The organism is Arthrobacter sp. SAFR-044, assembly GCF_051965175.1.
Lineage (GTDB): Bacteria > Actinomycetota > Actinomycetes > Actinomycetales > Micrococcaceae > Arthrobacter.
This window is the reverse complement of record NZ_JBQCMK010000001.1, coordinates 201,495-223,289: the sequence shown is the minus strand read 5'-3', so window position 1 is coordinate 223,289 and position 21,795 is coordinate 201,495. Positions and strand designations below refer to the sequence as shown.

General features: G+C 65.8%; 18 protein-coding genes. 14 read left to right on the top strand and 4 right to left on the bottom strand.

Annotated elements, in window-relative coordinates; genetic code table 11:
* Positions 1 to 7: 7 nt before the first annotated feature.
* From mmsA to ACTHQS_RS00920, 10 genes are all read left to right on the top strand, one after another.
* Positions 8 to 1,567 carry a multiple monosaccharide ABC transporter ATP-binding protein gene (gene mmsA, locus ACTHQS_RS00965; RefSeq protein WP_440165270.1) on the top strand — a complete coding sequence of 520 codons (1,560 nt, stop codon included), beginning with the start codon at positions 8 to 10 and terminating at the stop codon, positions 1,565 to 1,567.
* Between the two features lie 44 nt (positions 1,568 to 1,611).
* Entirely contained in the window at positions 1,612 to 2,895 is a 1,284-nt protein-coding gene (mmsB, locus tag ACTHQS_RS00960) for a multiple monosaccharide ABC transporter permease (RefSeq protein WP_440165269.1), read from the top strand.
* A gap of 49 nt (positions 2,896 to 2,944) precedes the next feature.
* On the top strand, positions 2,945 to 4,039 hold the full coding sequence (locus ACTHQS_RS00955) for a substrate-binding domain-containing protein (protein WP_440165266.1): 1,095 nt from the start codon (positions 2,945 to 2,947) through the stop codon (positions 4,037 to 4,039).
* A gap of 201 nt (positions 4,040 to 4,240) precedes the next feature.
* Positions 4,241 to 5,671, top strand: a complete 1,431-nt coding sequence (locus ACTHQS_RS00950; RefSeq protein WP_440165264.1) for an ABC transporter permease — start codon at positions 4,241 to 4,243, stop codon at positions 5,669 to 5,671.
* A 2-nt stretch (positions 5,672 to 5,673) separates the two neighbouring features.
* Positions 5,674 to 6,381 (top strand): ABC transporter ATP-binding protein, encoded by a 708-nt coding sequence (locus ACTHQS_RS00945; protein ID WP_440165262.1) that lies wholly within the window; start codon positions 5,674 to 5,676, stop codon positions 6,379 to 6,381.
* Between the two features lie 145 nt (positions 6,382 to 6,526).
* Positions 6,527 to 7,597, top strand: coding sequence for a Gfo/Idh/MocA family protein (locus tag ACTHQS_RS00940; protein ID WP_440165260.1), 1,071 nt, complete (start codon positions 6,527 to 6,529; stop codon positions 7,595 to 7,597).
* A gap of 217 nt (positions 7,598 to 7,814) precedes the next feature.
* On the top strand, positions 7,815 to 8,759 hold the full coding sequence (locus ACTHQS_RS00935; RefSeq protein ID WP_440165258.1) for a hypothetical protein: 945 nt from the start codon (positions 7,815 to 7,817) through the stop codon (positions 8,757 to 8,759).
* Positions 8,760 to 8,852: 93 nt separating this feature from the next.
* Positions 8,853 to 10,310, top strand: a complete 1,458-nt coding sequence (locus tag ACTHQS_RS00930) for a beta strand repeat-containing protein (RefSeq protein ID WP_440165257.1) — start codon at positions 8,853 to 8,855, stop codon at positions 10,308 to 10,310.
* 286 nt (positions 10,311 to 10,596) lie between these two features.
* Positions 10,597 to 11,838: a serine/threonine-protein kinase gene (locus ACTHQS_RS00925; RefSeq protein WP_440165256.1), complete on the top strand. Its 1,242-nt coding sequence runs from the start codon at positions 10,597 to 10,599 to the stop codon at positions 11,836 to 11,838.
* The gene (locus tag ACTHQS_RS00920) at positions 11,835 to 12,356 is read left to right on the top strand and encodes a hypothetical protein (RefSeq protein ID WP_440165254.1); all 522 of its coding nucleotides are present in this window, start codon (positions 11,835 to 11,837) and stop codon (positions 12,354 to 12,356) included. The genes ACTHQS_RS00925 and ACTHQS_RS00920 overlap by 4 nt, the downstream gene beginning before the upstream one ends.
* Positions 12,357 to 12,472: 116 nt before the next feature.
* Here ACTHQS_RS00920 and ACTHQS_RS00915 read toward each other — a convergent pair whose 3' ends face one another.
* Positions 12,473 to 14,692 carry an NADP-dependent isocitrate dehydrogenase gene (locus ACTHQS_RS00915; RefSeq protein ID WP_440165252.1) on the bottom strand — a complete coding sequence of 740 codons (2,220 nt, stop codon included), beginning with the start codon at positions 14,690 to 14,692 and terminating at the stop codon, positions 12,473 to 12,475.
* Positions 14,693 to 15,021: 329 nt separating this feature from the next.
* On the opposite strand from ACTHQS_RS00915, the gene ACTHQS_RS00910 reads away from it, so the two are divergent.
* Complete coding sequence (locus tag ACTHQS_RS00910) at positions 15,022 to 15,990, top strand: hypothetical protein (RefSeq protein ID WP_440165250.1); 969 nt, start codon at positions 15,022 to 15,024, stop codon at positions 15,988 to 15,990.
* Positions 15,974 to 16,147 carry a hypothetical protein gene (locus tag ACTHQS_RS00905; protein ID WP_440165249.1) on the top strand — a complete coding sequence of 58 codons (174 nt, stop codon included), beginning with the start codon at positions 15,974 to 15,976 and terminating at the stop codon, positions 16,145 to 16,147. Before ACTHQS_RS00910 ends, ACTHQS_RS00905 begins: the two co-directional genes overlap by 17 nt.
* A 191-nt stretch (positions 16,148 to 16,338) precedes the next feature.
* On the opposite strand, the gene purH is transcribed toward ACTHQS_RS00905, so the two are convergent.
* Positions 16,339 to 18,024, bottom strand: coding sequence for a bifunctional phosphoribosylaminoimidazolecarboxamide formyltransferase/IMP cyclohydrolase (gene purH / locus ACTHQS_RS00900; protein WP_440165248.1), 1,686 nt, complete (start codon positions 18,022 to 18,024; stop codon positions 16,339 to 16,341).
* A gap of 143 nt (positions 18,025 to 18,167) precedes the next feature.
* Here purH and ACTHQS_RS00895 point away from each other — a divergent pair, with 143 nt between their 5' ends.
* A complete protein-coding gene (locus ACTHQS_RS00895) occupies positions 18,168 to 19,520 on the top strand; it encodes an MFS transporter (protein WP_440165247.1) in 1,353 nt (450 codons plus the stop codon).
* 143 nt (positions 19,521 to 19,663) lie between these two features.
* Here the strand turns inward: ACTHQS_RS00895 and ACTHQS_RS00890 are convergent, their stop codons facing one another.
* Together ACTHQS_RS00890 and purN are read right to left on the bottom strand one after the other, a co-directional pair.
* Positions 19,664 to 20,614 (bottom strand): endonuclease domain-containing protein, encoded by a 951-nt coding sequence (locus ACTHQS_RS00890; RefSeq protein ID WP_440165245.1) that lies wholly within the window; start codon positions 20,612 to 20,614, stop codon positions 19,664 to 19,666.
* A gap of 120 nt (positions 20,615 to 20,734) precedes the next feature.
* Entirely contained in the window at positions 20,735 to 21,316 is a 582-nt protein-coding gene (gene purN, locus ACTHQS_RS00885; protein ID WP_440165243.1) for a phosphoribosylglycinamide formyltransferase, read from the bottom strand.
* A gap of 39 nt (positions 21,317 to 21,355) precedes the next feature.
* Between purN and ACTHQS_RS00880 the strand changes: the two genes are divergently transcribed.
* The gene (locus ACTHQS_RS00880; RefSeq protein ID WP_440165241.1) at positions 21,356 to 21,787 is read left to right on the top strand and encodes a hypothetical protein; all 432 of its coding nucleotides are present in this window, start codon (positions 21,356 to 21,358) and stop codon (positions 21,785 to 21,787) included.
* The last annotated feature ends 8 nt before the right edge of the window (positions 21,788 to 21,795 follow it).

Genomic DNA, 21,795 nt, shown 5'->3' with positions numbered 1-21,795 from the left:
AGGGCTCATGACGTCCCAGACCACGCAAGCGGATCCGATCATCCTCGAGATGCGGACCATCACCAAGGAATTCCCCGGCGTTAAAGCCTTGTCGAACGTGAACCTCCGGGTAAAAGCAGGCGAAATCCACGCCATCTGCGGCGAAAACGGCGCCGGCAAATCCACCCTCATGAAGGTCCTGTCCGGCGTGTACCCGTACGGCAGCTACGACGGCGACATCGTCTACCAGGGGCAGGTGCAGCAGTTCCGGGACATCAGGGCCAGCGAGCACGCCGGCATCGTGATCATCCACCAGGAACTGGCGCTGATCCCCGAACTGTCCATCATGGAGAACATCTTCCTGGGCAACGAGCCCACCAAGCGGGGCATCATCGACTGGGGCGAGGCCCGGCTGCGGTCCCTGGACCTTCTGGCCAGGGTTGGCCTGCGGGACGATCCCGACACCCCCATCAAGGAAATCGGCGTCGGCAAGCAGCAGCTGGTGGAAATCGCCAAGGCCCTGAACAAGTCCGTGAAGATCCTCATCCTGGACGAGCCGACGGCGGCCCTGAACGAATCGGATTCACAGCACCTGCTGGACCTGATGCTGGGCCTGAAGGCCAAGGGCATCACGTCGATCATCATTTCCCACAAGCTCAACGAGATTGAGCAGATCGCCGATTCCATCACCATCATCCGCGACGGCAAGTCCATCGAGACGCTGGACGTCAAGAAGGACGGCGTGGATGAGGACCGGATCATCAAGGGCATGGTGGGCCGCACCCTCGAGTCCCGGTTCCCGGACCACACCCCCACGATCGGTGAGGTGTTCTTCGAGGTCAAGAACTGGACCGTGGGCCACCCCAACGTCCAGGACCGGCTGATCTGCAAGAACTCCAGCTTCTACGTCCGCCGCGGCGAAATCGTAGGGTTCGCCGGCCTCATGGGCGCCGGCCGCACCGAACTGGCCCGCTCCGTCTTCGGCCGCTCCTACGGCCGTTTCATTGACGGCCACATCTACAAGGACGGCAAGGAAGTAGTCCTCAAGAACGTCCGCCAGGCCATCGACGCCGGGCTCGGATACGTCACGGAGGACCGCAAGACCCTGGGCCTGAACCTCCTCGATGACATCAAGACCACCACCGTGGCCGCGAACCTGAGGAAAGTCAGCCACAACTATGTGGTCGATGCCAACCAGGAGTTCACCGTGGCCGAGCAGTACCGCAAGTCGCTTCGCACCAAGACGCCCTCCGTGGAGGAAGGCGTGGCCAAGCTGTCCGGCGGCAACCAGCAGAAGGTGGTCCTGGCCAAGTGGATGTTCACCGACCCGGACCTGCTGATCCTGGATGAACCCACCCGCGGCATCGATGTTGGAGCCAAGTACGAGATCTACGGGATCATCCAGCAGCTGGCCAACCAGGGCAAGGGAGTCATCGTCATCTCCTCCGAACTGCCCGAGCTCCTGGGCCTGTCGGACCGCATCTACACCATCTTCGAAGGCGCCATCACCGGTGTCCTGAACAAAGACGAGGCCAGCCAGGAAAGCCTGATGAAGCTGATGACCTCCGCCACCCGAAAAGCCGCCTGACCCTCTGGCCCATCCAGAACCTTCCGGACACAAGGACTGACACCATGAACGCCCTCAAAAAGCTGTTTGGCGGCAACACCCGCCAATTCGGCATGATCTTCGCCCTCGTGGCCCTGATCATTTTCTTCCAGTTCGCCACCGAAGGCCGGACGCTGACCCCCGGCAACGTCATCAACCTCTTCAACGGCAACTCCTACATCCTGATCCTGGCCATCGGCATGGTGCTGGTCATCATTGCCGGCCACATCGACCTCTCCGTCGGTTCCGTCGCCGCCTTCGTCGGCGTCACGGTCGCCCTGGCCATCCGCGACTGGCACCTGCCGTGGTATGCCGGCGTGCTGCTGGGCCTGGTCCTCGGGGCCGCCATCGGCGCCTGGCAAGGCTGGTGGACCGCCTACGTGGGCATCCCCGCCTTCATCGTGACCCTGGCCGGCATGCTCCTCTTCCGCGGCTTCAACCAGTTCGTGGGCAAGTCCAACACCATCCCCGTGCCCAGCGACTTCCAGTACCTGGGCTCCGGCTACCTGCCCGAGGTGGGACCGGACACCGGCTATAACAACCTCACGCTCCTCATGGGCATCGCCGTAGCCGTCTTCGTCGTCGTGGGCGAACTGCGCTCCCGGGCCCGCGCCAAGGCGCTGGGTGCCGAAGTTCCCGAAATGTGGGTCACGGTCCTGAAGCTGGTCCTCATCTGCGCCGCGATCCTCTACGCCACGTACCTCTTCGCCACCGGCCGCCCCGGCACCTCGTTCCCCATTCCCGGCCTGATCCTGGCCATCCTGGTGCTGATCTATGGCTTCATCTCCTCCCGCACCATCCTGGGCCGCCACGTCTACGCAGTGGGTGGCAACCGCCATGCAGCCGAGCTGTCCGGTGTCCAGTCCAAGAAGGTCAACTTCCTGGTGATGATGAATATGTCCATCCTGGCCGGCCTGGCAGGCATGATCTTCGTCGGCCGGTCCACAGCATCAGGTCCGTTCGATGGTGTCGGCTGGGAACTGGATGCCATCGCCGCAGTCTTCATCGGCGGCGCGGCAGTGACCGGCGGTGTGGGCACGGTGGTCGGCTCCATCATCGGTGGCCTGGTCATGGCAGTGCTCAACAACGGCCTGCAGCTCCTGGGCGTGGGCGCCGACCTCACCCAGATCATCAAGGGCCTGGTGCTCCTGATCGCCGTCGCCTTCGACGTCTACAACAAGTCCCAGGGCAAACGCTCCATTATCGGCATGCTGACCCGGAACATGAACCGTCCATCCGGCGGACCCAGCAGCCCCATCCAGCCCGACGAAACCACCTCCACCAAGGAAGCGATCGCCAGGGAAGCCTGAAGTTTGCAGCCTGAATACCGTTCCATCACACAAAGAAAGAGAACCAACAATGCGAATGTTTGGTAAATCAGGGAAGGCCGCAGCGGTTGCTGCCATCGCAGCACTGGCGCTGACGGGCTGCGGCCGCTCGGAACCGTCCGGCGGTTCCAGCAGCGGCGCCGCAGGATTCGAGCAGAACTCCTCCATCGGCGTCGCGCTTCCCCAGAAGACCAGTGAAAACTGGGTCCTCGCCGAGAAGCTGTTCAACGACGGCCTCAACGGCGCCGGGTTCAAGGCTGACGTCCAGTTCGCCAACGGCGGCGTCTCCGAGCAGCAGAACCAGATCAGCGCCATGGTCACCAAGGGTGCCAAGGTCATCATCGTGGGTGCCATCGACGGCTCCCAGCTGGGTACCCAGCTCAAGCAGGCCAAGGACGCCGGGGCCACGGTCATCGCGTATGACCGCCTCCTGCTGAACACCGACAACGTGGACTACTACGTGGCCTACGACAACTTCAAGGTCGGCGTCCTCCAGGGCCAGGCCCTGCTGGACGGTCTCAAGGCCAAGAAGCCCGCCGGCCCCTACAACATCGAACTGTTCGCCGGTTCCCCCGACGATGCCAACGCCAAGGTCTTCTTCGACGGCGCTATGAGCGTCCTGAAGCCCAAGATCGACGACGGAACCCTGAAGGTTGTCTCCGGGCAGAACACCTTCGAACAGGCTGTAACCCAGGGCTGGAAGGCTGAGAACGCCCAGCGCCGCATGGATACCCTGCTTAGCGGCAGCTACACCAGCGCCAACCTGGACGGCGTCCTCTCCCCCAACGACACCCTGGCCCGCGCGGTCCTGACCTCCGTCAAGGCTGCCGGAAAGCCCATCCCGGTTGTCACCGGCCAGGACTCCGAGGTTGAGTCGGTCAAGTCGATCATGGCCGGCGAGCAGTACTCCACGATCAACAAGGACACCCGCAAGCTCGTAGAGCACGCCATCACCATGGTCAAGGACCTGCAGGCCGGCAAGAAGCCTGAGGTCAACGACGACAAGTCCTACAACAATGGCAACAAGGTGGTTCCCGCCTACCTGCTGGAGCCGGTCATCGTGACCGCCGCCAACGTCAAGACGGCATACGCCGACGATCCGGTACTCGGCCCGATCACCAAGTAACACCCTTCACTCCCCGCCGGGTAAAACCGGCGGCCAGAAAGCCCGGTCCATTCATTTGGACCGGGCTTTCCCGCGTCCTGCCCAGCAGCAACACCCTTCACAGCACAAACACAGGCCTGGCCGGATTCCTGCACAGGATCCCCGGCGAGGGTGGATGCGAAGCCGGCCCTCAGCGCCGGCACCTGAGTTCGTAGGAGTAACGTGAGCGTCCTTGCCCGAAGCGTAGGCAATGCCTTCAGAAACAAGGTCCGCACCGCAGCTGTTGTTGCGGTGCTGGCCGTCGCCATCGGCCTGGCACTGGCCATGCTGGTGGCCAACCAGGCAGTCGGAGCGAAAGTCCAGGAGCTGAACGCCTCCGTCGGCACCGTCCTGACCGTCAACCCCGCCGGCGGGCAAGGCTTCGAAGGCGGCGGTGAACCGCTCACAGCCGACCAGGCAGCCACCGCCGCCGGCGTGCCCAACGTCAGCGCCGTCGTCGGGACCTCATCACTGCGGCTGCGGAACGCGGCTGCTGCCGCAGCCCAAACGGCAGCTGGTCAAACGGGCCAGGGCGGACAGGCCGCACCGGGCGGACCCGGCGGCCAAGCGGCTGCAACCCTGAACACGAGCCTGACCGCGGCCGTGGATGCCGGCACCCTGGGCAACCGCAACCAGCAGGCCAACGGAACGACGGGCAACACCGGAACCACCCAGCAGCCGGTGCGGTCCCTGCCGGTCACCGCCACCGGTATCGGTGCTGAGGTGGACACCACGGGCAAGGCCCTGAACATCACGCAGGGCGCCGGCCTGGGTGACTACTCGGCAGCATCCACCGGTGCACTGCTGGGCACCACGCTGGCGGAGAAGAACAGCCTCACCGTCGGATCCACCTTTACCATCAACGACCAGACCTACACGGTGACCGGTTTGTTCGACGCCGGCACTGCGTTCGGGAACAACGCCGTCTACGTCACGCTCCCCACCGCCCAGACGCTCGCCGGGACACCGGGTGAGCTGTCCAGCATGATCGTCACGGTCAACTCCATGGACAACGTGGCCACCGCCAAGACGGCCCTGCAGGCTGCCCTGGGCACTGACAAGGCCGACGTCACCCAGGGGCAGAACCTGCAGACCGCGGTCAGCTCCCTGGGCAGCGTCAAGAACATCTCCTTCATCGCCTTCATCGCCGCGCTCGGGACCGCCGGCCTGATCATCCTGCTCATCATGGTCATGCTGGTCCGGGAGCGCCGCCGCGAAATCGGTGTCCTCAAGGCCATCGGCGCCCCTAACCGGACCATCGGCCTGCAGTTCGTCCTCGAAGCCCTGGTCCTGGCAGCCCTGGGCAGCGCAGTGGGGGCGGCCATCGCATCCTTCGCCAGCGGCGGCATCGCGTCCGCCCTGATCAGCAGCAACACCAGCACAACCACTGCCACCACGGGCCGCGGCCCGGGCGGGGCAGGCGGCTTCCCGGGCGGCCAGGGCGGCCCCTTGGGCGGCGCCTCGCAGCTGCTGAACTCCGTGACCGCGAGCGCATCGCCGGGCGTGATTGCCGGTGGCATCGCCGCCGTGTTCGGCGTCGCCATTGTCGGCGCCCTGGTCCCCGCGCTGCTCACCGCGCGCATCCGTCCCATCGAAGTCCTGCGAGGAGAATAGCCATGATTGAAGTCAAGAACCTGGTCCGCACATTCAATTCCGGTGACCGCACCATCAAGCCGGTCAACGATGTCAGCTTTGTCCTGGAGCAGGGCACGCTGGCCTCAATCGTGGGCAAGAGCGGCAGCGGCAAGAGCACCCTGCTGTCCCTGCTGGGCGCGCTGGACAAGCCCACCAGCGGGGACGTCGTGGTGGACGGCGTCAGCCTGGCAGGCCTGCCGGACAGCAAGCTGACCGAATACCGGCGCCGGGACATCGGCTTCGTGTTCCAGCAGTTCAACCTGATCCCCAACCTGTCCGCCGTGGACAACGTCATGCTGCCCATGGAGTTCGCCGGGGTTCGCAAGGCCGCCCGGCTGCAGCGCGCCAAGGAATTGCTGGAGCAGGTCCAGCTTGATCCGTCCAAGCACGACCGGCGGATCAACAGGCTCTCCGGCGGCGAGCAGCAGCGCGTGGCCATCGCCCGTGCCCTGGCCAACGAGCCGAAGCTCATCCTGGCCGACGAACCCACAGGCAACCTGGATGAGCAGACCGGCGACCACATCATCGAGCTCCTCAGCTCGCTGAGCCGCGACCATAACACCACCATCCTGGTGGTCACCCACGACAGGGTGCTGGCGAACAAGACCGACCGCCGGTTCCGCCTGCAGCAGGGCAAGCTGACGGAAGAGCCGGTCCGGGGACGGAGCGCCGTCGCCGCCACGCCCTGACCCGGAGGAACCTGACGCGGCGGGGCCGTCGGCGGGGGAAGCGCCCAACGCATCCTCCCGCCGTCGGCCCCTTTCCGCTCCAAACCCCCAACCAGGGCGCGGGAATTCCGGTGGCGTGCTGCGGCCCTGTGACAGGATTGCAGCTATGACTGCTCCGATCGCAAAGCCGTGGCTTTCCAGCCAGCAAAACCAGGATCCCCGGTCCGCCACCGGGGCTCCCCTGCGCTGGGGAATCATCGCAACAGGCAGCATCGCCCGCGCCGTCTCGCAGGACCTCGCACTGCTTGAAGATGCCGAGCTGTACGCGGTTAGTTCCAGGGCGCAGGACACTGCGGACGCGTTTGCCGTGGCGTACGACTTCGCGAAGGCCTACGGGGACGACGGCGGCGTGCCCGGCTACCAGCGCCTGCTCGCCGATGACGCGGTGGACGTCGTCTATGTCGCCACCCCCCACGCGCAGCACCACGAGATGGTTCTCGCCGCGCTCAACGCTGGCAAGCACGTGCTGTGCGAGAAGGCTTTCACCATCAACGCCCGGGAAGCGGCGGAGCTGATCGAGGTGGCGCGCAGCCGGAAGCTCTTCCTGATGGAGGCGGTCTGGAGCCGGTTCCTGCCCTCGATGCAGCGCGCTTTCGAGATTGCGGCGTCCGGCGAGCTGGGCGATATCCACTGGGTTACCGCGGACCTGGGCTTCCCGGCACCGTACTCCCCCACCGCCAGGCTGTGGGCCCGCAAAGACGGCGGAGGCGCACTGCTGGATCTGTCCGTCTACCCGCTCCTGTGGGCGCTCGGCACGCTTGGCTTCCCAAACACCGTCAGCGCCACGGGCTTCGTCAACGACGACGGCGTCGATGCGCAGAACGCCCTGAGCCTCGGCTACGGCCACGCCGCCCAGGTCCAGCTCACCTCCTCCCTCCTGGCCCACGGACCCCGCACTGCCACGGTGGCCGGAAGCCTGGGCTTCCTCCAAAGCGTGGGTTCGATCAACAACCCCCTCGAACTCGTGATCGCCAAGGGGTGGGAAGACCGCCGGACGGAAACGTTCGACGTCGTGGGAAAGGGTTACGCCTACGAACTGCGCGAGGTGATGCGGTGCGTCCAGCAGGGGTTGACCGAAAGCCCGGTCATGCCGCTTGAGGACAGCCTGAACACCATGCGCCTCTTCGATGGCGTGCGCGCTCAGCTCGGCGTGACCTACCCCAACGACAGCCACTAACAGGATCAGCAAAGGCAAACGCACGACGGCGGGGGTTCAGCTTTCGCCCCAACGTCAAGCAAGGTGACTTCCGGCTTCTGTCGTTGACGGTTTCAGCGCCCGCTACCACGGTTTGTAAATACCTTTTAGCGAACGCTGGACTTCAGGCAGTAAGCAGTCTTAGCATTTAGGCAACATCGATTGCGCCAGTCACTGGGGGGTGGTACGCATGGCTCGTATGAGTTCGCCATGGCATGCCCTGCGCCCTGTGCTCCTGGCTGGCGCGGCTGCCGTCACGTGGCTGGCTCTTTCGTCAACGCCTGCCACTGCCGACGCCACCCCGGATTCCTCTTCCCTGCTCGGTGGGGCCACCAGCCCGGTGTCTTCACTGACCCAGGATCTTGCGGCTTCACCGGTTTCATTGGTTCATGCCGGGTCCACTGGATCCCCGGGGCTGCTGCAGCCTGCCGCAGCGCCGGTTTCCGGCGTCGCGGACAACCTCATTGCCGCCGTTCCCGTGGTGGACCATGTGGTTCCGGCCGGAACTGCTTCCGCTGTCTCCGCTCCCCTTGTTGACCTCGCCGACAAGGTCACGGCCGGGGTGGCGCAGGAAGTTGTAGCCCCTGCAGCCGCGGCCGTGCCCGTCCTGGAACCCGCGCTCCAGCCAGTTGCTGATCTTCTGACCGGCACTGCCCCGTTGCCCGTCCCGCCCTTGGAAGCCGTACAAACGGATCCTCCGGCCGTGGCGATTCCTGCTCCCGCCCAGGATCAGGCATCTTCGGCGGAAGAGTCACCGGATGCCAGGCAAACGACCCCGGAATCCGGCCAGGCTGTTGAGGCGTTGTCCACCGCAGCAACGGCCCACGGCAGCGCGGGCGTTGAAGTCATCGGCCTTGGCGGCCTGGCCAACACGGCCGCCCCGCAGCCTGGGGTATCCGGGACAGCCGGCTCCGTCACGGAGCAGCCGCTGACCGTTGACATCGCGCCCCCTCCTGCGCAGGCTCCCGCAGCCCCGGCGTCCGGCACGGGCAGCGGCGGATCATCCGGTGGCACTCCCGGTGCCGCCGCGTGGCTCAACCCGTTCTACTTTGACTTTGATGGGACCGGCGCTGTTCGCGCCGACCTGTCACCCGCGCACGTCCCTTCGCCGGTGTCATTCGACCCCGGCTCTTCTCCTGACTAGTTGAGGCCCCCTGCCCTCTCCCGGGCAGCACGCGGCTCCACGGGCAGCTGTCCAGCGCCCGAACAACCTCAACTATTTTCAGGAGTAAACACCATGAACTGCACCCTTCGCAGGGGGCTGCTGAGCACCCTCTTTGCCGGCGGCCTCTTGGCCTTCGGCTGCGCCGCCGCCAACGCGGCGGATACCACCAGCGGGACGGACCTTTCCGCCTCCGCCCTCATCTCGGCGGCGGCACCCGCTGACTCGACGTCGTTGGGCCTGCTGGGTGACCCAACGCCGGCCGGATCAACTAGTGTCGCCGCCGCAGTGGACGTCAACCTCGGACTCGGTACTGTAGCCACCACGGATCCGGCAACCGCCGGGACAGGGACCACGGCGAATGTAGCCGTCGACGCCAACGCCGACCTTGGGCTCGGCACCGTGACAGCCGCGGACCCCGCAACCACTAACCTGGCGGCCGCAGCCGACGTCAACCTCGGCGTCGGCGGCATCACCGACCCCGCAACCAGCGGAACCGGGACCACGGACGGCACCACGGCTAACGTAGCCGTCGACGCCGCCGTGGACCTCGGGCTCGGCACCGTCGCGACGGCGGACCCTGCCACCGCCGCCCTGGCGGCCGCAGCAGACGTCAGCCTCGGCCTCGGCGGGATCACCGACCCCGCGACCAGCGGAACCGGGACCACGGACGGCACTACGGCGAACGTAGCCGTCGACGCCGCCGTGGATCTCGGCCTCGGCACCGTGACAGCCACGGACCCCGCAACCACCAACCTGGCAGCCGCAGCAGACATCAACCTCGGCCTCGGCGGGATCACCGACCCCGCGACCAGCGGAACCGGAACCACGGGAGAACTCGTGGTGGATGCAGCCGCAGACCTGGGACTTGGCGGCATCACCAATGGTGACAGCAATGGTGACGCCAACGGCGTCGGCAGCACGGTGGATGCGGCCCTCGACGTCACCGTCGGCGGCATCACTAACGGCGACACGGCAGGTGCCATCGACGCGGCCGTAGACCTTGGTGCTGATGCAGGCACCGGGACTGCGGTCAGTGGCGGGCTGGATGCTGTTGTCGATCTTGGCATCGACCTCGGGATTGGCCTCAGCGGTGACAACACCACGGGCACGCCGGGTACCTCCGATCCGGGAACCACGAACCCGGGTGACGGCACCACCGGCGACACCGGCACCCTTGATCCCGGAACCACGGATCCCGGAACCAGCACGCCAGGTTCGGACAACCCTGCCGACAACGGCGCCGGCAACGGCACCACGGGTGGCGATTCCACCGGTTTGAACGGGACCGGTGATTCGGGCGCCGGCGGGGTCTCGGCGGCACCGGCCGGCTCCACCGCAGTGAGCGGAGCCATCGCCACTGTGACGATGCCCCGGGGTACCGCCGCCAGCGGTAGCTCTGTTCTTGCCACCAACACTGGCGCTGCCCACACCGGCCTGGCCACCACCGGCTGGGACGGGTCGCTGGTTCCCCTGGCCCTGCTGCTCCTGGCTGCCGGGCTCCTGGTGCTCCGCAAGCGCAAGGTGTCGTAGCGGCTTTCAGGTCAAAAGGTAAACGCCCGCAAATGTGCGCCTGAAGCGGCAGCACGCGGCGGGCTGAGGGAAGGAGGACAACAGCCCCGAAACGCATCAACAGTACAAAACATGTCATCAGCACACATGTCCTTGTAGCCAATGGTCCGGCGGCGAACGTGGTCCACGGTCGCCGCCGGGCCGTCGGCGTGCCGGAACGGGAAAGCCTAGGTCAATCGCCGGTTCCGCCCTGCCGCCCGTATAATTTGAGGTACGACAGTGCCGCAGCGCACCGGGAGGAACGGTCATGGTGGCGGAATCGCCTAGCTCCATCAAGAATGAAGTTGTCGGCGGTCGCTATCGTTTGGGTGACGTCGTAGGCCGTGGCGGAATGTCGTCGGTGTACTGTGCGCGGGACGAAAACCTGGGCCGCGATGTGGCGTTGAAGCTCTTCGCCCCGCAGGCCCCTGACGCGGATGAGCTCAAGCGGCAGGAAGCCGAGATCCAGCTCCTGGCAACACTCAACCACCCCGGCCTGGTGACCCTCTTCGACGCGGGCATCGATGACCGCATCCCGGATGAGCCCAGGCCGTTCCTGACCATGGAACTGGTGGAGGGCCAGGACCTGCGCGGCCGCATCCGCCACAGCACGGTTCCGCTGGAAGAGCTCTCAGTCATTGGCGCCGGCATCGCCGACGCCCTGGCCTACGTGCACGGCCTTGGCATCATCCACCGCGACATCAAACCGGGCAATATCCTCCTGGTCCAGATCCGGCCGGGCGAGCCGCTGCGGCCCAAGCTCACGGACTTCGGCATCGCCAGGATCGTGGATTCCACGCGGCTCACTGCCACGGGCACCATGGTGGGTACCGCCGCCTACCTCAGCCCGGAGCAGGCACTGGGCAAGCCCCTCTCCTCGGCCACCGACATCTATTCCTTCGGACTGGTGCTCCTGGAATGCATCAAGGGCACCGTGGAGTACCCCGGCAGCGCGGTGGAGTCTGCTGTTGCCCGGCTCCACCGTGCGCCGGAGATCCCCGACGACGTTCCCTCCGAATGGGCGGACCTCATCCGCTCCATGACCGCCATCGAGCCATTGGAGCGGCCGGCTGCGGCGGACATCGAGGCAGCGCTGCGCCAGGCACTGGTCTCCCCTGCCTCGACACCCGGAGAACTGGCACCGGAAACCACGCGGGTACTGCCCGCCATGCCCTTCCACCCTCCCACCATCACCGCGGAAGAGTCGGTTGATGAAGTGCGGGCGGCCGCGGAAGCCACAGGGGCTGAGGATCCTGCGTCAGCCCATCTGGAAGCTGAGGACGGGACGGCAGCCGGCCCCTCCCCTGCCAAGGCCCATGGGAAGCCCCGCCTCTCACGGAAACAGCGGATTTGGCTGGCCGTGCTGCTCGGCGTCCTGGTGGTTGCCGCAGCCGCCGCTGCGGTACTGATGAGCATCTCCGCCCGGCCCGCCGACGTCGTACCTTACCCCACGGTGACCGGCGTCCTGGGCGACCACCTGCAGGAACTTCAAAAGAGCGTGGCACCGTGACCCTGCTGCAGGCCTCCCCAAACCGGCTATTGCTGGCGTGCTCGGCGGCGCTCATCGCGGCAAGCTTCCTCAGCGCGTGCGCGGCCCCCGGGAACGGGCTGCAGCGTGAAGCAGCCACGCAACTCCAGGCGCGGGTGCTTGAAGTAACGCAGGCGTCCTCGCAGGACGATCCCGAATCCGCGCTGCAAGCACTGGCCGGTCTTGAGGCGGATCTCGCGGCGGCTCAGGCAAAGGGCCAGGTTTCCGAGGAACGGCGCCGCAGCATCACCACCGTGGCCACCGCTGTCCGGGCAGACCTCGACGATGCTGTCGCTGTGAAGAAGGCGGCCGCCGCGAAGGCCGCCGAAGACGCAGCCAATGCCGCCGGCCAGGGAACGCCAGCTCCCTCCCCCGCTTCCGAAGCGCCCGGGTCGCAGCCGGCACCCGCTCCGGCCCCGCCGGCGGACCAAGGCAACACGTCAAGTAACAGCGGCAACGCCAGCAAGAACAACGGCGACAAGGGCAAAGGCAAGAACTGAATCCACGTCGGGGCTGGATCCGCTGCCAGACATGGGTTTAACGGAAAGAAGCGGGGTTCCGGATGATTATCCGGAACCCCGCTTCTTTCAACAACAGCTGCCGCAGCAGCCCGTCGCTAGCCCAGGCTGGCGATGACCTTGTTCAGGGTGGCGGAAGGACGCATCACAGACGAAGCCTTGGCGTCGTCCGGGCGGTAGTAGCCTCCGATGTCCACGGGCGAGCCCTGGACCTCGGCCAACTCGCCCACGATCGTTTCCTCCTTGGAGGAAAGCTCGTTGGCGACTGAACTGAAGGCGGCGGCCAGGTCGGCGTCGTCCGTCTGCTTGGCCAGTTCCTCAGCCCAGTAGCGGGCCAGGTAGTAGTGGCTGCCCCGGTTGTCCAGCTCGCCGGCGCGGCGGCTCGGAGACTTGTTCTCCAGCAGGAACGTGCCGGTGGCGCGGTCCAGGGTGTCGGCCAGGACCTGCGCACGGGCGTTGCCTGTGGTGGTGGCCAGATGCTCGAAGCTCACGGCCAGTGCCAGGAACTCACCCAGGCTGTCCCAGCGGAGGTGGTTTTCCTTGAGCAGCTGCTGGACGTGCTTGGGGGCCGATCCGCCGGCACCGGTCTCGAAGAGTCCGCCGCCGTTCATCAGCGGGACAACCGAGAGCATCTTGGCGCTGGTGCCCAGTTCCAGGATGGGGAACAGGTCCGTCAGGTAGTCGCGGAGCACGTTGCCCGTGACGGAGATGGTGTCCTGGCCCTTGCGGATGCGTTCCAGGGTGAAGGCGGTGGCCTTGACCGGCGCCATGATCTGGATGTCCAGGCCCTCGGTGTCGTGGTCCTTCAGGTACTCGTTGACCTTGGCAATGAGGTTGGCGTCGTGGGCGCGCTCCTCGTCCAGCCAGAACACGGCAGGGGTCTGGGAGGCGCGGGCGCGGGTGACGGCCAGCTTGACCCAGTCGCGGATGGGGGCGTCCTTGGTCTGGCAGGCGCGCCAGATGTCGCCCTCGGAAACCTCGTGCTCGATCAGGACGTTGCCGGAGCCGTCCACGATCTGCACCTTGCCGGCTTCCTGGATTTCGAACGTCTTGTCGTGGCTGCCGTACTCCTCGGCTGCCTGGGCCATGAGGCCGACGTTCGGCACGGTGCCCATGGTGGTGGGATCGTAGGCGCCGTTGGCGCGGCAGTCATCGATGACCACCTGGTAGATGCCGGCGTAGGAGCTGTCCGGCAGGACGGCCAGGGTGTCCGCTTCCTTGCCGTCCGGGCCCCACATGTGGCCGGAGCTGCGGATCATGGCGGGCATGGAGGCGTCCACGATGACGTCGCTGGGGACGTTCAGGGTGGTGATGCCCTTGTCCGAGTCCACCATTGCCAGAGCCGGGCCGTCTTCCAGGCCCTTCTTGATCAGGTTCTGGACGCCTTCGCGGACATCCGCGGGCAGGTCCTCGAGGCTGCTGAGGATGGCGGCAAGGCCGTTGTTGGGGCTGATGCCGGCGGCGGAGAGCTGCTTGCCGTAGGTCTCGAACAGTTCGGAGAAATAGGCCTTGACCACGTGGCCGAAGATGATGGGGTCGGAGACCTTCATCATGGTGGCCTTCAGGTGCGCGGAGAACAGCACGCCCTCTTCCTTGGCGCGGGCCACCTGGGCCTTGAGGAACTCATCCAGGGCGGCGGCGCGCATCACGGTGCCGTCGATGACTTCGCCGGCCAGGACCGGGAAGGCCTTCTTCAGGACCTTGACCGAGCCGTCCCCGCGGACCAGCTGGATGGAAATGGTGCCCTCGGACTCGATGACCACGGACTTCTCGTTGGAGCAGAAGTCGTCCTGGCCCATGGTGGCCACGTTGGTCTTGGAGTCAGCGGTCCAGGCACCCATGGAGTGCGGGTTCTGGCGTGCGTAGTTCTTGACCGACAGGGGCGCGCGGCGGTCCGAGTTGCCTTCGCGCAGGACCGGGTTCACGGCGGAGCCCTTGATCTTGTCGTAGCGCGAGCGGACGGCGGTTTCCTCGTCGGAGGACGGGTTGTCCGGGTAGTCCGGCAGCGCGTAGCCCTGGCCCTGGAGCTCGGCGATGGCCGCCTTCAGCTGCGGGATGGAGGCGCTGATGTTGGGCAGCTTGATGATGTTGGCTTCCGGCGCCTTCGCCAGCTCACCGAGTTCAGCAAGGGCGTCACCGATCTGCTGCTCCGGGGTGAGGTAGTCACCGAACACAGCAATGATGCGGCCTGCGAGCGAAATGTCGCGGGTCTCCACCTCCACACCTGCAGTCGAAGCGAAAGCCTCGATGATGGGCAGGAACGAATAGGTAGCCAGCATCGGCGCTTCGTCGGTGTGGGTGTAGATAATCGTGGACATGCGCGGGCGTCTCCCTGTGGGTCGGCTTGATTGTGAAAAATTCGGTCTATTTCACCATGTACAACTTACCCGAGGACACCGCTTTGAACCGTACCGGAGTCCCAGCGTTACCCTGGCCGTGAGCAGGATTACAGCGATAGAGAACGGCCGACGGCGGGACGTACCCGGGTGCCGGGGCCGCCGTCGTAGATTGCCGGGCAGGTGCGAACAGGGAAAGGGCCCTAAGCCGGTATTTGATATCTCACTACTGTGTACAAACTGGTCCGGTGGCGATAAATTCGCTAAGTCACTCCCGATCCAGGGTCCAACCCCGTTCAGACAGGACAACAATGACACGCACCAGGTCTCTGGCTTCCGGCCTCCTGACTTTCTCGGCGGCCGCCGTGCTGGCACTTACCTCGGCGGGCGGGGCCGCAGCCGCGCCGGCGCCGTCGGATGGGGATGCCAACCCGTCAGTCGCAGGCGTCACGCTCAATGCCGGTGGTGCAGCAGATTACTGGACTCCGGAACGGATGCAGACCGCCGTTCCCGGTGACACCCTGGCCGGCAAGGCCCTGGGACGCGGCAACCGCTCCAGCGCCGCCCTCGTTGAGAAGGGAAAGCCTTCCTCCACCAAAGGAACCAAGGGTAAGCCCACCATGGCCCAGAGCGAGAATCCCGTGTCGCACATCGGCAAGGTCTTCTTTACCCTGGCCGGGGCCAACTATGTGTGCTCAGGCAACGCCGTCGCATCGACCAACGGCAGCACCGTGGCTACGGCCGGTCACTGCGTGAACGAAGGCCCGGGCGCCTACGCCACAAACTTCATCTTCGTCCCCGCCTACGACAACGGTGCGGCGCCCTACGGCAAGTGGACCGCCAACGCCCTGTATGCCCCCACCCAGTGGGTCTCCAACGGCGACATGACCTATGACACGGGCTTCGCCGTCATGGACCCGGACAGCAACGGTGACCGGCTCACCGATGTGGTCGGCGGTTCGGGCACTGCCTTCAACCAGGCACGGGGCCTGACCTACACGTCCTACGGCTACCCCGCCGCGGCGCCCTTCAACGGCGAGACCCTCAAGAGCTGCACCGGCACCGCCTCGGACGATCCGAACAACCCCCAGTTCGGCACCCAGGGCATTCCCTGCGACATGACGGGTGGTTCCTCGGGCGGCCCGTGGTTCATCGGCATCGGCTCTGACGGCCTGCAGAACTCCATCAACAGCTACGGCTACAACGGCTCTTCCGTCATGTACGGCCCGTACTGGGGCCGCGTCATCCAGGACACCTTCAAGCGTGCGGCAAAGTCCTAAATCACCTGATCCCGACGAGGATCCCGTCAGCCACGTCGACCTGACCCAGTCGCGCCAGGAAGTCCTCGAGTACTGGACCAAGGAGCGGATGGCGGAGGCGAAGCCCCGGGAGATTCGGCTTCCGGAGCCTGACCATCCCACGGGTGAGCAGGACTAAGCCAAGACAACGACGACGGCGCCCGTCCCCTTTTCAGGGGACGGGCGCCGTCGTCGTTTAACAACCATCCACTGCTCCCCACCGGCGCCCTAGCCTCACAAGCTCGGCCAGGGAACCCTGCCGGCGTGGGCCCAACTGTCGTTACCACGCGGGAAAACGACAGTTACGGAGCAATCGATGAAGGGTGGGGATTAGTGGAAGAAGTGGCGGGCTCCGGTGACGTACATCGTGATGCCGGCGGCGTTGGCTGCGGCAATTACTTCCTCATCCCGGACCGAACCGCCGGGCTGCACTACGGCGCGGACACCGGCGTCGATCAGGATCTGCAGTCCGTCGGCGAACGGGAAGAACGCGTCGGAGGCAGCCACGGCACCGCGGGCACGCTGGGGTGCGCCGCTCGCGTCCGCGTTGGAGGCACCGCCGGCACCTTCGATGTCGGACTCCACGGTGACGCCCAGGGTATTGGCCCGCTCCACCGCCAGGCGGCAGGAGTCCAGGCGGTTGACCTGGCCCATGCCGATGCCCACTGCTGCGCCGTTCTCGGCGAGGAGGATGGCGTTGGACTTTGCGGCGCGGCAGGCAGTCCAGGCGAACGCGAGGTCCGCAAGGGTCTTTTCATCTGCGGCTTCACCGGCAGCGAGGGTCCAGTTGGCGGGGTTGTCGCCGTCAGCGTCCACCTTGTCGGTGACCTGGACCAGCATGCCGCCGGAGACCTGGCGGAACTCCGTGGGGTACCGGCCGTAGCCTTCAGGCAGGGCGAGCAGGCGGATGTTCTTCTTCTTGGAGAGGATCTCCACGGCCTCGGGCTCGAAGCCGGGGGCGATGACCACCTCGGTGAAGATGTCCTTGACGGTGTTGGCCATGCCCGCGGTGACGGTGCGGTTTGCGGCGATAACACCGCCGAACGCGGAGACGGGGTCGCAGGCGTGGGCCTTGGCGTGGGCGTCGGCGATGGGGTCGGCGGCGCCGGCGGAACCGACAGCCACACCGCATGGGTTGGCGTGCTTGATGATGGCGACGGCGGGTTCAGCGAAGTCGTACGCGGCGCGCAGGGCGGCGTCGGCATCAACGAAGTTGTTGTAGCTCATGGCCTTGCCGTGCAGCTGGTCGGCCTGGGCAATGCCCATCGGTGCAGCCTTGTCCACGTACAGGGCAGCCTGCTGGTGCGGATTCTCGCCGTACCGCAGGACCTCCGAACGTTCCAGGGACAGGCCGGCGTAGGCGGGCCAGTCAATGACGCCGTCGCCGTCCTCGTCCAGGAACTGGCTGGCAGTCCAGGTGGCCACCGCGTTGTCGTAGGCGGCGGTGTGGGCGAATGCCTTGGCGGCGAGGCGGCGGCGGGTCTTCAGGTCGAAGCCACCGGCAGCGGCAGCCTCCACCACCTGGCCGTAGAAGGAGGGATCAACCACAATGGCGACGGCGGCGTGGTTCTTGGCGGCCGACCGCACCATGGCGGGGCCTCCGATGTCGATCTGTTCCACGACGTCGTCCTGCGCGGCACCGGACTTGACAGTCTCCACGAACGGGTAGAGGTTCACCACCACCAGGTCGAAGGCCTCGATGTCCATGCTGGCGAGGGTTTCCATGTGGGCCGGGACCCGTCGGTCGGCCAGGATGCCGCCGTGGACGCGCGGGTGCAGCGTCTTGACGCGGCCGTCCAGCATCTCGGGGGAACCGGTGACTTCCTCAACCTCCTGGACGGGGATGCCCGCGGCGGCGATCTTCTTGGCCGTGGAGCCGGTGGAGACCAGCTTCACGCCCGCTGCGTGCAGGCCCGTGGCGAGCTCCTCCAGACCGGTTTTGTCGTAAACCGAGATCAGGGCCCGGCGGATGGGTACACGGTCAATGGATACGCGCTCATGCTGCGTGAAGCTCACAAATGTCTCCGTCTTATCTCGCGGAACAGGGCCGCGGTTGGTGGGGATAGGGCCAGTTTATCGCGAAGGGCACGGTTGGCCTGTGCGGCCACCGGAGTGTGAACGCCGTGGGCGCGGGCTAGAGTTTTCAACAGGAGGCGGCGATGAACACTTACACCACTGTGCCCAGCGGCGAACAGGTGGTCCAGGAACTGCCCTGGCGATGGAAAGTCCAGGGCAGGATCTTCCTGATCGGGGGCCTCGGCTTCATGTTCGATGCCTGGGATGTGACCCTCAACGGCATCCTGATTCCGTTGCTGTCCAAGCACTGGTCGCTCTCCGCCGGGGAGGCGGCCTGGGTGGGAACCGCGAACCTGATCGGTATGGCCCTGGGCGCTTTCGTCTGGGGAACCATCGCAGACACCGTGGGGCGCAAGAAGGCCTTCACCGCCACCCTGCTGCTGTTCTCCGTGTTCACCGTCCTGGGCGCCTTCGCCCCTGATTTCGTCTGGTTCTGCGTTTTCCGCTTCATGGCCGGGTTTGGCCTGGGCGGCTGCATCCCCGTGGATTACGCCCTGGTGGGTGAGTTCACTCCGCGGAAGCAGCGCGGCAAGGTGCTGACTGCCATGGACGGCTGGTGGCCGGTCGGTGCGGCCCTGGCCGGGTTCGTCTCGGCCGGACTGGTGGCCCTCTACGGCGACTGGCGCCTGACGATGCTGGTGATGGTGCTGCCCGCCCTCCTGGTGTTCTGGATCCGGCGCAGCGTTCCCGAGTCCCCGCTCTTCCTCATCCGGAAAGGCCGGCGGGAGGAAGCGGCGAAAATCATTGACGGGCTGGTGGTGGCCACCGGAGCAGAACCCCGCGTCTACAGCCTTCCCGATGCCAAGGACGTGCCGCGGCTCTCCGCCGGCAGCGCCTGGACCCAGCTGAGGTCCGTGTGGCAGTTCAACTGGAAGATCACCACTGCCGCCTGGTCCCTGTTCTTCAGCATCCTGCTGGTGTATTACCTGTCATTGACGTGGATGCCGAGGATCCTTATCGGCGCCGGGTTCGCCGAATACAAGGCGTTCGTCACCACGTCGTCCATGGCCGCCGTCGGATTTCTTGGCGTCGTGGTGGCGGCGCTCCTGGTGGAGCGGGTGGGGCGGAAATGGATCCTTGCCATCACCGGTCCGCTCTCGGCGCTGACCCTGGTGATCGTGGCGTTCGTGGTGGACATCCCCACGGCCGCGGTCTTCTGGCTGCTGGTGTTCGGGTTCGTGGTGCAGGTGGCCATCCCGGTGCTCTACGCCTACGTCTCCGAGCTCTACCCCACCGAACTGCGCGGCACCGGATTCGGCTGGGCGTCCACATTTTCCCGGCTCGGTGCGGGTTTTGGGCCGCTGATCTTCGCCAACTACTTCTGGCCCGAACTCGGGCTGGCCACGTCCTTTGCCCTGGCCGGCGCCCTGGTGCTGGCCTCCGTGCTGTGGATGGCGTTCTTCTCCCCCGAAACACGGCAGGCCCGCCTGCAGTAGCCGCCGCCTCCCCAACTGGCTCGCACTTGTTGTCGTTTAGGACCCCCAAAACGACAACAAGTGCGAGCCAGTTCGTTACCTGCTCCAGACGTCTGACTCGCGCGTGTCGGCAGCACACGCGCCGTATGTTCCGCCCGATGCCGTTAGTCGGATGACCAGCCTCTGCTGAGAAGCGCGCGGCGCACTTTCGAGACGGCGGCCTTGGCGGCATCTTCCATATGCCGCTTGGAGATCCTGACCAGAAGCCAGTCCGCCCGAAGAAAGTCCTCCTCGCGGGCGATGTCACGGACGACCTGTTCAGGGGAAGAATGCACTTCGCCGTCGTACTCCACGGCAACGCGCTGCTGGGGGTAGCCCAAGTCAGGCTGCCGTACGACGCCGCCGCTCAGCTCAGTGCGCGCGTTCAGTTGCGGTTCTGGAAGCCCGGCGAATTCCAGCGCCAGTCTCAAGCGTGTCTCAGGCGCAGAGTCCGCGCCCACCCGAGCCTGCTCCAGTGCCAGGCGCGCTTTCCTGATGCCGGGCGTACCTTTGTGCCGGGCCAGCATCCCAGCCAGCTCCTCCATTGTGCAATGCGGCTCTGCTCGCGTTTCAAAAACAGCCCTCGGCACGCGCACGAGGTGATCAGCAACGACTGTCAACTCGTCGACGCTCATCTTGCGGGCATTGTCCAGCCAGGTCCGCGGCCTGCTTGTTACCAGCACCCCCTCCACAGACACGATCTCGTCGTCGAAGAACTGTCCCACATGGCCCACCACACCCTTGCGTCGGGGAATGGCCATGGAGTCCGGACGGGAAATGTGGATGCGCGGGTCCGTTTGGCCGGGCAGAAAACCCGGGAAATTCCAGAAGTTGAAAGCTGTGGCGTGAGAAGCAGCTGAGAACGCCGTAATCGTCGTAAACGGCCTCAGAGCTTGAATCCGGTGTGTGCCGGCTGGACCGACAGAGATGCCGCAATACGGGACCCTGATGCCTCGGCTGGGTGCGTCCAGCGCTGCGTGACGAAGGCGCCGAAGGGTTACGCCGGCGTCGACCGCTTCCTGAAACGTAAATGGCAGCTCCGCGATCGTGGCGGGAAGCGGGCGAGGGGTCTTCACGCGACCATGATCGCAAACCTTTCTGTGGCGGGCCGCGGTTATCCACAGCTGGCAGCGCCGGGGACCAAGTGACTCGCAGTTGTTGTCGTTTTGAGGGCTGAGAACGACAACAAGTGCGAGCTAGTTGGGTGGGAAGGAAGGGTCTGCGGCGAGGGCCGCCAGGGTGGAGACGAGGAGCCGCCGCTCCACCACCTTGATGCGTTCGTGCAGGGTTTCCTCGGTGTCGGAGTCCTCGATGGCCACGGCCTCCTGGGCGATGATGGGGCCGGTGTCCACGCCGGCGTCGGCCCAGTGCACGGTGCAGCCGGTGACCTTCACGCCGTACGCCATGGCATCGCGCACGCCGTGGGCGCCGGGGAATGCCGGGAGCAGGGCGGGGTGCGTGTTGAGGTACCTGCCGTTGAACGCGTCGATGAAGTCCGGGCTGACAATCCGCATGAACCCGGAGGACACCACCACGTCCGGGGCATAGGCGGCCACGGCTTTGGTCAGCGCGGCGTTCCAGTCGGCGCGGTCCGGGTAGGCCTTGAAGTCCACCACGAAGGTGGGGATGCCGGCGGCAGCAGAGCGTTCGACGCCGTAGGTTCCTTCACGGTCTGCGCCCACCGCTGCGATGTCCACGTCGAGCTCCCCCGCCTTGACGGCGTCAATGACGGCCTGGAGATTGGACCCGGTTCCGGAAACGAGGACGACGATACGCATTGGTCCAGCTTAGGTGCAGGCTCGCGTACGCTGGAAAACATGAACAGCGAACCGGGCCGGAGCGGGCAGCAGCAGGCCAGAGCCCCGCTCAGCGAGGCGGCGAAAGCCTCCCTCGCCAAGACCCACACCCTGTTCCGGATGTTCGTGGTCTCGGTCCTCGGGGCGTTCTTCGTATACCAACTGGACGTCGGCTACCTGTGGCTGACAACCATGCTTACCGCAGCGAGCCTGGTCCTGGGGATCGTCCTGCTGGTCCGGGCAATCCGGCTCAAGGAATCCAAGCTGGTTCTCCTAGGCACCATTTCGGGGTTGGTGGTTGCAGCGGTCATGGTGCTGCTGATTGTCACCACCATGGTCCTGTTTGACCAGGTGCGTGAGTACCAGGCGTGCCTGGGCCGGGCGCTGACGGACCGGGCAACCCATGCGTGCATGGCACAGTTCCAGGACGTCCTGCCCACCAAGGTCCGCTAGCCGCGGTT

Bases quoted from the DNA above. Each gene is read 5' to 3' on its own strand.
- ACTHQS_RS00910 (WP_440165250.1), top strand. From the start codon at position 15,022: ATGACACGCACCAGGTCTCTGGCTTCCGGCCTCCTGACTTTCTCGGCG.
- ACTHQS_RS00925 (WP_440165256.1), top strand. From the start codon at position 10,597: ATGGTGGCGGAATCGCCTAGCTCCATCAAGAATGAAGTTGTCGGCGGT.
- ACTHQS_RS00955 (WP_440165266.1), top strand. From the start codon at position 2,945: ATGCGAATGTTTGGTAAATCAGGGAAGGCCGCAGCGGTTGCTGCCATC.
- ACTHQS_RS00945 (WP_440165262.1), top strand. From the start codon at position 5,674: ATGATTGAAGTCAAGAACCTGGTCCGCACATTCAATTCCGGTGACCGC.
- mmsA (WP_440165270.1), top strand. From the start codon at position 8: ATGACGTCCCAGACCACGCAAGCGGATCCGATCATCCTCGAGATGCGG.
- mmsB (WP_440165269.1), top strand. From the start codon at position 1,612: ATGAACGCCCTCAAAAAGCTGTTTGGCGGCAACACCCGCCAATTCGGC.
- ACTHQS_RS00895 (WP_440165247.1), top strand. From the start codon at position 18,168: ATGAACACTTACACCACTGTGCCCAGCGGCGAACAGGTGGTCCAGGAA.
- purN (WP_440165243.1), bottom strand. From the start codon at position 21,316: ATGCGTATCGTCGTCCTCGTTTCCGGAACCGGGTCCAATCTCCAGGCC.
- ACTHQS_RS00915 (WP_440165252.1), bottom strand. From the start codon at position 14,692: ATGTCCACGATTATCTACACCCACACCGACGAAGCGCCGATGCTGGCT.
- ACTHQS_RS00935 (WP_440165258.1), top strand. From the start codon at position 7,815: ATGAGTTCGCCATGGCATGCCCTGCGCCCTGTGCTCCTGGCTGGCGCG.
- ACTHQS_RS00930 (WP_440165257.1), top strand. From the start codon at position 8,853: ATGAACTGCACCCTTCGCAGGGGGCTGCTGAGCACCCTCTTTGCCGGC.
- ACTHQS_RS00940 (WP_440165260.1), top strand. From the start codon at position 6,527: ATGACTGCTCCGATCGCAAAGCCGTGGCTTTCCAGCCAGCAAAACCAG.
- ACTHQS_RS00880 (WP_440165241.1), top strand. From the start codon at position 21,356: ATGAACAGCGAACCGGGCCGGAGCGGGCAGCAGCAGGCCAGAGCCCCG.